The organism is Bacillus sp. FSL R10-2201 (assembly GCF_038008665.1).
GTDB classification, from domain to species: domain Bacteria; phylum Bacillota; class Bacilli; order Bacillales; family Bacillaceae_G; genus Bacillus_A; species Bacillus_A mycoides.
Map to the genome: position 1 here is coordinate 5,068,268 of NZ_JBBOZP010000001.1, position 13,229 is coordinate 5,081,496.

Genomic DNA, 13,229 nt, shown 5'->3' on the forward strand with positions numbered 1-13,229 from the left:
ATTTTGTTATGCCACCCTACTATTTCCCCTTTCCAAAAAAAATAAGCTATAATGAGAACCAGCTAACACGAAAGAAAGGAGCAACAACATGTTAAAAATTTTCTCGACTCAATTAAGTGGATATTTCTCCAAAATTTCTCAAAAAGAGGAAATGAATATAGAAGATAGCGCTCGTCTACTTGCCCAGGCGTTAGTTGGCGATGGCTTCATTTACTTGCATGGTACAAACGAAATGGAAGGTATTGTTTCAGAAGCATTATTTGGCGCCGAACCAATGAAACAAGCAAAACGTTTAATAGAAAACGGTGAACCGGCGGCAGTGACTTCTGCGGACCGCGTACTTCTTATTAGTCGTTTTTCGACAGATGAAGAAATTATAAAAACCGCGAAAAAACTTCATGAAGAAGGCCAATCTATCGTTGGAATCTCGGCTATTCAAGAAGGTGTTGAATCACTGGAACAATATACAGATGTACATATTGATACAAAGCTGTTAAAAGGTCTTATTCCAGATGATGAAGGTAACCGCTATGGGTTCCCAAGTTTAATTATAGCTTTATTTGCTTATCACGGATTGAAATTTACAATTGATGAAATGTTAAACGAATATTAAAAAAAGCGCCCTATTTCAGGCGCTTTTTTTTATTACTTGCTCTCTTTATTCGTAATAGAAGCACTTACGAAGTCATGGAACAATGGTTGTGGACGGTTTGGACGAGATACAAGTTCTGGATGGAACTGTGCTGCCACGAACCAAGGGTGATCTTGTAATTCAATAATTTCCACTAGACGACCGTCTGGGCTTGTACCAGAGAATACAAATCCTGCTTTTTCCATATCTGGACGGAATTGATTGTTGAACTCATAACGATGACGATGACGCTCATATACAACCGGCTCATTGTAAGCATTGTAAGCATTTGTTTCTTCAGCAAGCTTACATGGGTATAGACCAAGACGAAGTGTACCACCTAAATCTTCTACATCTTTTTGTTCTGGTAATAAATCGATAATTGCATAAGGTGTGTCAGGATTAATTTCAGAAGAGTTAGCTCCTTCTAATCCTAATACGTTACGTGCAAATTCGATTGATGCAAGTTGCATACCTAGGCAAATTCCTAAGAATGGAACTTTGTTTTCACGAGCATATTGAATTGCAACGATTTTACCTTCTACACCACGATCGCCGAAGCCACCTGGTACAAGGATACCATCTGTGTCGCCAACTAATTCTTTTACGTTCTCTGCTGTTACGTGCTCAGCATTTACCCATTTCACTTCTACATCTGTGTCGAATGAATAACCTGCATGACGAAGCGCTTCTACAACAGAAATGTATGCATCTTGAAGCTCTACGTATTTACCAACAAGAGCGATTTTTGTTTTCTTAGAAAGGTTACGTACTTTATTAACTAGCGCAGTCCAATCTGTCATATCTGCAGCTGGATTGTCTAACTTCAAGTGATCACAAACGATTTGGTCCATGTTTTGTTCTTGAAGAGATAATGGAACCGCATATAAAGTATCTGCATCGCGTGCTTCGATAACTGCTTTTGTATCGATGTCACAGAATAATGCAAGCTTGTCTTTCATGTCCTGAGAAACAGGTAGCTCTGTACGAACAACGATAATATTTGGTTGAATACCTAAGCTGCGAAGCTCTTTAACGCTATGTTGCGTTGGTTTTGTTTTCATTTCACCCGCTGCTTTTAAGTACGGGATTAACGTACAGTGAATGTACATTACATTGTCACGACCGATGTCGCTCTTAATTTGACGAATTGCTTCTAAGAATGGTAAAGACTCGATATCACCAACAGTTCCACCGATTTCTGTAATAACAACGTCGGCATTTGTTTCGCGACCAGAACGATATACACGTTCTTTAATTTCGTTAGTAATGTGAGGAATAACTTGAACTGTTCCTCCTAAATATTCACCACGACGCTCTTTTTGAAGAACTGAAGAGTAAATTTTACCTGTTGTTACGTTGCTGTATTTGTTTAAGTTGATGTCGATAAAACGCTCATAGTGACCTAGGTCTAAGTCCGTTTCTGCACCATCATCTGTTACGAATACCTCACCGTGTTGGTAGGGGCTCATAGTCCCTGGGTCTACGTTAATGTATGGATCAAACTTTTGAATAGTTACGTTTAAACCACGATTCTTTAAAAGTCTTCCAAGAGATGCTGCTGTAATACCTTTACCTAAAGACGATACTACACCGCCTGTTACAAAAATATACTTAGTCATGAAAATACTCCCTTCTACTTCGTTGTTATATAATCACCGTTGCAAAGCGCAACGTATGTAGATAACACTGTATCTATCTTATTGTTAGGCTCTTTTTATTTTCTAAACAAAAAACAAAAAAGAAAATTGCTCCCCTCATCACATAAAGTAATAAGTAGGGAGCAATTTTCTTTTATATTTACACTTTAAAAGTATTATCGTCTTTTTTTAAAGAGCCCAAAAATGATTCTACATGGACGATAATGAAAAGTCAAGAACTACCGCTCTTCCTCTTCTTCTTCTTCAGTTTCATCATACTCAAGTTCTTCTTCTGCGAAGTCTTCATTATCTTCTTCTAAATCATCAAGATCATCATCTTCATCGTCTGCGTCTTCGTCTTCAAGAACTTTGTCCAAATCTACTACATCTTCTTCTACTTCTTCTGCTTCTTCTTCTTCTACATCATCTTCTTCAATGTAGTCGTCAAAACCGTCTTCTTCAACTTTGCGTTTCTTCTTCGGTTTTGGCTGAGGCAGAATTTCTTCATCAATTTGCTCATATGGGTACCAGCTACGTAGCCCCCAACGATTTTCTCCTAAATTAATGAAACGTCCATCGATGTTTAAATCTGTATAAAATTGTGCGAGTTTCGTATTAACTTGCCCTTGAGATAGTCCCAGCACTTGAGCGATTTCTTGAACCAACTCGTTGAATGTCGTTGCTTGTCTTTTATTCCCTAAAACACTATGTACAACTTCAATCATTGAACATTCTTTTAGCTCTTCTGGTGAATATTGCTTAAAACCCACTTATGCGGCACTTCCTTTCTTCAAATATAAGCTTATATATAACGGTCTGCTTAAAAAAATCCATACTATTCATTATAAACAAAAGTCGCACAAATATGCTACAAAAAAAACGGGAAACTTTTATCCCGCTATTTACGGGCAATAAAATTATAATTTGTCCATTCTTTATTTCGGAGACATATGTGCTCCTTGCAGTACATACCTAATTTGCATTTCTGTATATTCTTCGAGAGTATACAGTTTTTGCAGGGCCCAACGTCTAAATCCCCACATTTGTCCTTGTATGAAAATATTATGTGCAAGAAGCTGTATTTCCTTTTTATTTAGTGTAAATGTCCCATTTTCCGTACACTGCTCTAAAATATCCTCAAACATCCCGACCATTTGAAACTCTTTTTCTAATACATATGGGAGTGATTCTTTCGGTAAAAAACGTACCTCTTGATACATAATTAATACTTCTTCTTGCAATTCATCCATCACTTTAAAATAATTCATTATCGCTATCTTTAAGCTTTCTATACTTCCCTTCTCTGTACACACTACTTCCTCTAACCGCTCTTTTACATGTTCATAAATACTATCACAAACTAAATATAATACATCATCTTTTGTGCGAATATACTCATAAAGTGTTCCGATACTAAATCCAGCCGCTTTCGCAATTTCTCTCGTTGTTGTACGTGGGAATCCTTTTTGCTTAAACAGCTGCACCGCACCTTTAATCATTTGTTCACGTCTTAACGCAACTAATTTTTCATCTTTCACTGACGCATGTACATTATGTTTAACCATCCCTTCACCTCTCTCTATTATTTTTGGAAGTAAAAAGCGTAGGAAAATACCTACGCTTTTGTTCCTACTTCGTTAACATACGAGAAATTACAAGCCTTTGAATCTCTTGTGTTCCCTCATATATTTGTGTAATCTTTGCATCGCGCATATAACGCTCTACTGGATAATCTTTCGTATAACCATAACCACCAAATACTTGTACCGCTTCAGTCGTTACCTTCATCGCTGTATCACCTGCAAATACTTTTGACATCGCTGACTCTTTCCCATACGGAAGCCCTTCAGATTCAAGCCAAGCCGCTTGATATGTTAAAAGACGCGCTGCCTCTACATCCGTTGCCATATCCGCAAGTTTAAAGCCAATTCCTTGTTGCGCCGCAATTGGCTTCCCAAACTGATGACGTTCTCTTGCATATTCTACAGAAGCATCTAAAGCGGATTGTGCAATACCGACTGCTTGTGCCGCAATACCATTACGGCCACCATCTAATGTCTGCATCGCAACTTTAAATCCTTGGCCCTCTTCCCCTAGTAAATTCTCTACAGGAATACGGCAGTCTTCAAATATAATTTCAGTTGTTGGCGAAGAACGAATTCCTAGCTTGCTTTCCTTCTTCCCAACCGAAAATCCTAGCGTATCACTCTCCACAATAAATGCACTCGTGCCGCGCTGCTTCGAATCAGGATCTGTTAATGCAAAAACAACATAAATATCAGCAATACCGCCATTTGTAATAAAAATTTTCGAACCATTTAAAATGTAATGGTCTCCATCTCGTTTTGCAGTCGTCCTCATTCCACCAGCATCTGATCCAGAGCTTGGTTCTGTTAAGCCATATGCACCAATTTTCTTCCCTTCAGCCATTGGGCGCAAAAACTTTTGTTTTTGCTCTTCCGTTCCAAATTTAAAAATTGGCCATCCAGCAAGTGAAGTATGTGCAGACAACGTTACACCTGTAGAAGCACAAACGCGGGATAATTCTTCAACGGCAATTACATACGCCAAGTAATCGCTTCCAATTCCGCCGTATTCTTCAGGCCACGGAATACCGGTTAAACCAAGCTCTGCCATTTGATCGAATAAAGCGCGATCAAATCGCTCTTCCTCATCACGCTCTGCTGCTGTCGGTGCTACTTCATTCCTTGCAAAATCCCGAACCATTTTTCTTATCATTTCATGTTCTTCTGATAATTTAAAATGCATTCCCGTCTCCCCCTCTGCCTTTTTATAAAGCTCGACTAATTACAAGCTTTTGTATTTCGCTCGTTCCTTCATATATTTGCGTGATCTTCGCATCACGGAAAAATCTTTCTACTGGATAATCTTTCGTATAACCGTAACCGCCAAATACTTGCACCGCTTCAATCGCAACTTCAACGGCCGTCTTAGAAGCAAATAATTTCGCAATAGAAGCTTCTTTACCGCATGGTAACCCTTGTGCTCTTAGCGATGCCGCTCTGTATACAAGTAATCGCGCTGCTTCTACGCTAGTCGCCATATCTGCAAGTTTGAATCCGATTCCTTGCTGCGCCGCAATTGGCTTGCCGAATTGCTCGCGCTCTTTCGCATAATCAATCGCACATGCAAGCGCCGCTTCCGCGATTCCTAATGCCTGCGCTCCGATCCCAATTCGCCCAACATCTAAATTCGCCATTGCCACCTTAAATCCTTGTCCTTCTTCACCAAGTAAATTCTCGGCCGGCACTTTCATATCTTCAAACGTAAGTTGCACTGTACGAGAACCAAGAAGACCCATCTTATGCTCATCTTTTCCAATGATTAAGCCTGGTGTATCTTTCTCTACTATAAATGCTGAAATCCCGCTTTTCCCCGCATCTGGATTTGTAGACGCGAAGACGATATATGTACTTGCTTCACCACCATTTGTAATAAAGACTTTCGATCCATTAATGATGTAGTAATCGTCTTTCTTTACAGCTCTTGATTTCAAACTACCTGCATCTGATCCTGCATTCGGTTCTGTTAGAGCAAATGCGCCTAAATATTCACCCGTCGCCAATTTAGAAACATATTTCTGCTTCTGTTCTTCTGTTCCGAAGTATAAAATCGGATTCATTCCAACTGACGTATGTACAGCTAAAATTACACCAACCGTTGCACTTACCTTTGAAATTTCCTCAATTGCTAGAATGTAAGAAATAAAATCCATTTCTGCCCCGCCATATTTTGCAGGCGCTGGAATACCCATTAGTCCAAGCTCACCCATCTTTTGCAAAATCTCTTTCGGGAACACCCCTTGTTCCATACTAGGAACAAAGGGAGCTATTTCCTTCTGTGCAAAATCTCGAACCATTTTCCTCATCATTTGTTGCTCTTCAGTAAAGTGAAAATTCATGTACTTCGCCTCCGTTTGCTATATATCTTTTTAACAATCTGGTAAGACCACTACTTCAATAAAGGGAGGCCTTTATTCGTAAACGTAGAAACCACGACCCGTTTTACGTCCTAACCATCCTGCATTCACATACTTACGTAATAATGGACATGGGCGATATTTACTATCTCCTAATCCTTCATGCAACACTTCCATAATGTATAAACAAGTATCTAAACCGATAAAGTCAGCTAACGTAAGAGGTCCCATCGGATGATTCATACCGAGTTTCATTACTTCATCAATCGCTTCTTTCGTCGCTACTCCTTCGTATAACGTATAAATCGCTTCGTTAATCATCGGTAATAAAATACGGTTCGATACAAACCCTGGGAAATCATTTACTTCAACTGGCACTTTCCCGATTTTTTTCGTAATATCCTCAATCGTTTCGTACACTGCATCATCTGTAGCTAAACCACGAATAATTTCAACGAGTTTCATAACTGGAACTGGATTCATAAAGTGCATGCCGATTACTTTCTCAGGACGTTTCGTTACCGCTGCAATTTCCGTAATTGGTAACGATGACGTATTCGTCGCTAAAATTGCGTGTTCTGGAGCGATTTCATCTAAATTCGCAAAAATTTTCTTTTTAATATCCATTTTTTCAACAGCTGCTTCAATAATAAGATCAGCTTCTTTGACACTATTTAAATCGAGCGTCCATGTAAGACGATTTAAAGTCGCATCTTTCTCTTCTTCCTTCATACGGCCTTTTTCTACTTGGCGGGCTAAATTTTTTGAAATAACAGCTAGCCCTCTATCTAATTGCTCTTGCTTTAAATCTTGCACTTTCACATCATAGCCTGCCATTGCACACACTTGTGCGATACCTGAACCCATTTGCCCTGCACCAATTACAACAATCTTTTGTACACTCATTTTTTCTTCCCCCTTAATTGTTAATAAACTATATATCTTCTAATCTTAATTAGTGAACTTCAATCATCACTGCATCACCTTGACCGCCACCGCTACAAATAGAAGCAATTCCAATTCCGCCGCCGCGCTGCTTCAGTGCATGGATAAGTGTAACGATAATACGTGCTCCGCTCGCTCCAATTGGATGCCCCATTGCTACAGCACCGCCATTTACATTCAATTTTTCCGGATCGATCCCTGCGATTTCTGTACTTGCAATTGCTACAGCCGCAAATGCCTCATTGATTTCAAATAGATCTATGTCTTCAATTGTCTTACCTGTCTTTTTCAGCAATTCATTAATTGCATAACCTGGCGTTCTTGGGAAATCCTTCGATTCTACCGCAATCGCCGTATGCGCCAAAATTGTCGCTAATGGTTTTCTTCCTTCTTGCTTCGCTCTGTCCTCGCTCATTAATACAAGTGCAGCACCGCCATCATTTAGTCCCGGAGCATTACCTGCTGTCACCGCTGACGTCTTATCAAATACAGGCTTTAATTTCGCTAATTTTTCAATCGTTGTATCCGCGCGTGGTGCCTCATCCTTAGCCACGACGATAGGATCGCCTTTTCTTTGCTGAATTGTTACTGGTACAATCTCCTCTTCAAAACGCCCTTCTTTATGTGCCGAAACCGCACGTTGATGGCTACGATATGCCCATTCATCTTGTGCTTCGCGAGAGATTCCATCTTCCTTCGCAACTTCTCCGCCATAAACACCCATGTGTATACCTGAAAATGCGCATGTTAAACCGTCTGCAACGTTTAAATCGATAACTTCGTTGTTACCCATTCTGTATCCCCATCTTGCCCCTCGTAAAATGTAAGGGCTGTTACTCATCGATTCCATTCCCCCAGCTACAATCAGTGATTGATCACCAGTACGAATAATTTGATCTGCTAACGTAACTGCGCGAAGCCCTGATGCACAAACTTTATTTATTGTTTCTGTCTGCACTTCCCAAGGAATGCCGGCCGCTCTTGCTGCTTGGCGTGATGGAATTTGTCCTTGCCCTCCTTGGATAACCGTTCCAAATATAACTTCTTCAACATCACTAGCGGAAACATTCGCCCTTTCAAGCGCTGCCTTAATTGCGATTCCTCCAAGCTCTGTTGCTTTCACGTCTTTTAAAGTTCCTCCAAATTTTCCAACCGGTGTTCTTGCAGCACTTAAAATAACTGTTTTACTCATGTTTCTTTCCCCCATTTCTTTTTTTAGCACCGAGCGCTCGCTCGGTATCCTTGCGCCTAGAAGAGGTGCAATTATTGCACCTCTTTCTAAATTTGAATGCATTCCTACAAACTACATTGCTTCTTTCTTCTGTCCGATAACTGAGCGTTCTAAAATCTCTGTTACGTCCAAAGTTTGAACTGTTTCTTCAACTTCTTTCGCTTTCGTGCCATCACTAATCATCGTTAAGCAATACGGGCATCCTGTACCGATAATTGACGGCTGTACAGCTAGCGCTTGTTCTGTACGAGCAACGTTAATACGAGAACCTGTCGTTTCTTCCATCCACATTAGGCCGCCACCCGCACCACAGCACATTCCCGTTTCACGGTTACGCGCCATTTCTACAAGGTTTACACCTGGAATTGCTTTTAGAATATCGCGCGGCGCTTCGTATACTTCGTTGTATCTTCCTAAGTAACAGGAATCATGGTACGTAACTGTCTCTTCAATAGAATGGACAGGTTTTAAACGACCTTCCTTCACCCACTGGGCTAGTAATTCTGTATGATGATAGACTTCTGCTTGTAAGCCAAAGTCCGGGTACTCATTTTTAAAAGTGTTATAAGCATGAGGGTCAATCGTAACGATTTTCTTCACTCCTGCTTTTTCAAATTCTTCAATATTTTTAGTCGCCATTTCCTGGAATACAAATTCATTTCCAAGGCGGCGCGGTGTATCACCAGAGTTCTTTTCCTTATTACCAAGAATTGCGAATGAAATGCCTGCTTCGTTCATTAGCTTCGCAAATGATATCGCAATCTTCTGACTGCGATTGTCATACGAACCCATTGATCCAACCCAGAATAAGTATTCAAACTCTTCGCCAGCTTTTGATTTCTCCTTTACAGTTGGAACTGTTACTTCATCGTCACCTTGGCGCCATGTTTCACGCTCTTTACGGTTCAGTCCCCACGGATTACCTTGACGCTCAATGTTTGTCATTGCACGCTGCGCTTCCGCGTCCATTTTTCCTTCTGTTAAAACGAGATAGCGGCGTAAATCAATAATTTTGTCAACATGCTCATTCATAACTGGGCACTGGTCCTCACAGTTACGGCACGTTGTACATGCCCAAATCTCTTCTTCTGTAATAACGTCTCCGATTAAACTTGGGTCGTACGCTAGCGCTGTAGCCGCTGATTCTTGTTGTCCTTTTCCAGCTGCCATCATCGCTAACTGATTTCCTTGTGTATTATTAAAAGCAACAACTGGAACCCACGGTGCTTTTGATGTTACCGCTGCGCCTTTATCAGTTAAATGATCACGAAGTTTTAAAATTAAATCCATCGGTGATAACATTTTCCCTGTTCCTGTTGCCGGACACATATTTGTACAACGACCACATTCGACGCAGGAATATAAGTCGATAAGTTGATTTTGTCTAAAGTCTTCAATTTTACCAACACCGAATGTTTCTTGTGTTTCATCTTCAAAATCAATTTTTTCAAGTTTTCCCGGATTTGAAAGACGACCAAAAAACACGTTAACTGGTCCAGCAATTAAATGCGCATGTTTTGATTGTGGAACATAAACTAAAAACGTTAACAAAATTAGTAAATGCACCCACCAAGAGAAATAGAACACTGAAATGGCTACGGTTTCATTTAATCCCGAGAAAACGTAAGCGATTGCAGAAGCGATAGGTTCACTCCATGAAAGCTCCTCGCCGTGCCATATAATTCCCATCCCATTACCAAGTAGCACAGAAATCATTAAGCCACCAATAAAGATAAGAACAAGGCCTGATTTAAAATTACGTTTCAAACGAACAAGCTTTTCAATATAGCGTCTATGAAAAGCCCAAAAGACTGCAATTAAAATAACGAGTGTGACAATTTCCTGGAAGAATGTAAATGCAGGGTATAGTGGTCCAAGTGGAAGATGCGATCCTGGTGCAAGTCCTTTCCAAACGAAGTCAATTGCTCCAAATTGGACAAGAATAAATCCGTAAAAGAACATAACGTGAATGATGCCGCTCTTTTTATCTTTCAGCAGCTTTTTCTGACCGAAAACATTGACCTTAAGAAGATCCCAACGCTCTTTAAAACGACGGTCAAATTCAATCTTTTTTCCTAATTGTATGTAGGCCATCCTTGTTCGTATAAGATATACAAACAAATACCCCGCATAAGCAATAACAGCAATGGCAGCCAGCCAATTAATGATTAGTAAGCTATTCATTTTATGCTACCCCTCTCTTTGTAAGCTCTCTTTCTTTTTTAGAATCTTCGAAAATATATAATTTTCTGAATTATATCCCCTATTCCCATTATATAATGAGTGAGCATTCAGTCAACAGTTTTTTGTTATACAACAACACATTTTTTAATAAAGCTGTTTATTTCGGTGAAACTATAAAGTGAAACTTTAATCAGTAGGGAGCTGTTTATTCCCTACTGATTATTAGCCCTCACCAATCTGGATTTTACGGGCGGTCCGAATCCAAACCAACTTCTTTGCTTTAACCCAATTTCGAGGTGGGAGTCTTATTGCCCGCAAATAGCGGGATACAGTGAAATTTTGATTTGTAAAAAATTGATGGTGAAAAGACCGTGAAGGAGGGAATTTACTTATGTTTTTCTTATCTCTCTTGTTATTAGGCAGCGCTCTCTGGATTACAATCGACCTTTCATATGGGAGAATTGTTCATTTAAAGCGTGTACGTTCTCGTTCTTTCCCTTTACGTCAAAGTGATTTTCGCCTTTATACATACGGAAATGATCTATACGATGCTCTCTTTACTGATATAAAACAAGCTAAACACCATGTGCACGTTTTATTTTTTATTGTAAAAAACGATGATATAAGTCGTACGTTTTTAAAGTTACTTATCGATAAAGCACAAGAAGGAATTGAAGTAAGACTTTTACTCGACCGGTTTGGAAGTCATTATTTATCAAAAGAAGCGATTTACTCGCTACAAAAGCATGGTGTCTCTTTTTCATTTTGTCATAAAGTGAAATTTCCTTTTCCTTTCTTTTCTGCAAATCAAAGAAACCATAGAAAAATTACAGTTATTGACGGGAAAATTGGTTATATTGGTGGATTTAACATTGGCGAAGAATATTTAGGGCATAATCAAAGGTTAGGGTTATGGCGAGATTATCATTTACGTCTTACAGGAGAAGGGATACAAGATTTACAAAAACAATTTTTACATGATTGGCTCGACGATACAGACCAAAATTTATTAGATTCATCTCTTTATTTTCCTATGCAACAACCAGGGACCATTCTACATCGTTTCATCCCTACTGATGGTGCCTATTTACAAAATACATTTTTACATTTAATCGAAAGCGCGAAAAAAGAACTCTTTATCGGTACACCATATTTTATTCCTGGAAAAAAAATTATGAATGCATTATTAAAAGCGCGAAAACGTGGGGTTCAAATAACTATTCTCGTTCCACAAAAAGCTGATCACGCCCTCGTTCGAGAAGCAAAATTCCCATATTGCCGAAAGTTAATACAAGCTGGTTGTAATATTTACGCTTTTCAGCAAGGATTTTTCCACGCAAAAATTATTATAGTAGACGATCATACTTGTGATATCGGAACTGCTAATTTCGATATGAGAAGTATATATATTAACCATGAAATCAATTGCCTTTTATACGATAAACATTTCATACAAGAAGTAAAACGTAAATTCGAGGAAGATTTGGAACGCTCCTTATTACTTTCCTTTGAAGATGTCAATCCCCTCTCCATTATCGATAGAGGAAAGGAATGGATAGGAACGATACTCGCGTTCTTTTTATAGAGAAATTTCAAGGGCCAAGGAGGTGCATTACATATGATAATTCGATTTGGATATGTCTCACATGCTACGGCATTATGGGACTGTTCGCCTGCCAAAACAATGACATTTACAAGCTGGAAAAAGCTAAAAAAACAAGAGCGTGAAGATAAATTATATAATGTTACACTGCAAAATCTAGAACACACAATACGCATCCTTCATTACAATATTGCACACGAAATTCCATTATATCGTTTATCATCTTCTATCGTCCCGCTTGCAACACATCCTGAAGTTGAATTTGATTACATTCAAATATTTGCTCCACTATGGCGTAAAATAGGAGCATTAATTCAAGAACACAATTTACGCGTAAGTTTTCACCCAAACCAATTCACACTATTTACAAGCGACAAACCACATATTACAACTAATGCAATTACAGATATGACCTATCATTATAACGTGTTAAATGCTATGGGAATTGCAGATTCTTCCTACATTAATATCCATGTAGGTGGCGCGTATGGAAATAAGGAAAAGGCAATCGAACGTTTTCATGAAAACATACAAAAACTTCCATACCATGTAAAAAGACAAATGACTCTTGAAAATGACGATAAAACATATACAACTTCTGAAACTTTGGCTATTTGTCAAAAAGAGCAAATCCCTTTCGTGTTCGATTATCATCACCACATAGCGAACCTTTGTAATGAACCGCTAGAAGAATTACTTCCTATGATATTTAAAACTTGGTCACATACAAATGTCCTTCCTAAAGTTCATATTTCTTCTCCTAAATCCGTAAAAGAATTTAGGGCTCACGCAAATTATATTGATTTAGAGTTTATTAAACCCTTTTTACACATTACAAAAAAAATTGACCATGATTTCGATATTATGATTGAAAGTAAACAAAAGGATTTAGCACTTCTTCAGTTAATAGATGAAATCTCTTCTATAAGGGGAGTGAAAAGAATAAAAGGCGCAACAATACAATGGTAAATTGTAACGTTGCGCTATTTTTTTCAAAAAGTATTTCTTATAGTAAAAAAGCTCCTGTTTTATATGCTATTATTTAAATTAGCATT

11 protein-coding genes are annotated in these 13,229 nt (G+C 38.8%); 3 read left to right on the forward strand and 8 right to left on the reverse strand.

The window, feature by feature from the left end; all coding sequences use genetic code 11:
* The first annotated feature begins 88 nt into the window (after positions 1–88).
* The gene (locus tag NSQ69_RS26370) at positions 89–613 is read left to right on the forward strand and encodes a DUF2529 domain-containing protein (RefSeq protein ID WP_002034892.1); all 525 of its coding nucleotides are present in this window, start codon (positions 89–91) and stop codon (positions 611–613) included.
* A 32-nt stretch (positions 614–645) separates the two neighbouring features.
* Here NSQ69_RS26370 and pyrG read toward each other — a convergent pair whose 3' ends face one another.
* The 8 genes from pyrG to NSQ69_RS26410 form a co-directional block, all read right to left on the reverse strand.
* Positions 646–2,253, reverse strand: coding sequence for a CTP synthase (gene pyrG / locus NSQ69_RS26375; protein ID WP_002016314.1), 1,608 nt, complete (start codon positions 2,251–2,253; stop codon positions 646–648).
* 257 nt (positions 2,254–2,510) lie between these two features.
* A complete protein-coding gene (gene rpoE, locus NSQ69_RS26380; RefSeq protein WP_002016316.1) occupies positions 2,511–3,041 on the reverse strand; it encodes a DNA-directed RNA polymerase subunit delta in 531 nt (176 codons plus the stop codon).
* Positions 3,042–3,206: 165 nt separating this feature from the next.
* Positions 3,207–3,836: a TetR/AcrR family transcriptional regulator gene (locus NSQ69_RS26385; protein WP_002034889.1), complete on the reverse strand. Its 630-nt coding sequence runs from the start codon at positions 3,834–3,836 to the stop codon at positions 3,207–3,209.
* 64 nt (positions 3,837–3,900) lie between these two features.
* Positions 3,901–5,040, reverse strand: a complete 1,140-nt coding sequence (gene acdA / locus NSQ69_RS26390; RefSeq protein WP_002016320.1) for an acyl-CoA dehydrogenase AcdA — start codon at positions 5,038–5,040, stop codon at positions 3,901–3,903.
* 22 nt (positions 5,041–5,062) lie between these two features.
* Positions 5,063–6,193, reverse strand: coding sequence for an acyl-CoA dehydrogenase (locus NSQ69_RS26395; RefSeq protein WP_341099839.1), 1,131 nt, complete (start codon positions 6,191–6,193; stop codon positions 5,063–5,065).
* Between the two features lie 72 nt (positions 6,194–6,265).
* Entirely contained in the window at positions 6,266–7,117 is an 852-nt protein-coding gene (locus NSQ69_RS26400; protein ID WP_002016322.1) for a 3-hydroxybutyryl-CoA dehydrogenase, read from the reverse strand.
* Positions 7,118–7,166: 49 nt separating this feature from the next.
* Positions 7,167–8,450 carry an acetyl-CoA C-acetyltransferase gene (locus NSQ69_RS26405; RefSeq protein ID WP_078203580.1) on the reverse strand — a complete coding sequence of 428 codons (1,284 nt, stop codon included), beginning with the start codon at positions 8,448–8,450 and terminating at the stop codon, positions 7,167–7,169.
* A gap of 9 nt (positions 8,451–8,459) precedes the next feature.
* Entirely contained in the window at positions 8,460–10,571 is a 2,112-nt protein-coding gene (locus NSQ69_RS26410; RefSeq protein WP_002130078.1) for a heterodisulfide reductase-related iron-sulfur binding cluster, read from the reverse strand.
* Positions 10,572–10,962: 391 nt separating this feature from the next.
* On the opposite strand from NSQ69_RS26410, the gene cls reads away from it, so the two are divergent.
* Both cls and uvsE read left to right on the forward strand, forming a co-directional pair.
* A complete protein-coding gene (cls, locus tag NSQ69_RS26415; RefSeq protein WP_002089773.1) occupies positions 10,963–12,156 on the forward strand; it encodes a cardiolipin synthase in 1,194 nt (397 codons plus the stop codon).
* A gap of 33 nt (positions 12,157–12,189) precedes the next feature.
* Positions 12,190–13,143: a UV DNA damage repair endonuclease UvsE gene (uvsE, locus tag NSQ69_RS26420; RefSeq protein ID WP_002130079.1), complete on the forward strand. Its 954-nt coding sequence runs from the start codon at positions 12,190–12,192 to the stop codon at positions 13,141–13,143.
* The last annotated feature ends 86 nt before the right edge of the window (positions 13,144–13,229 follow it).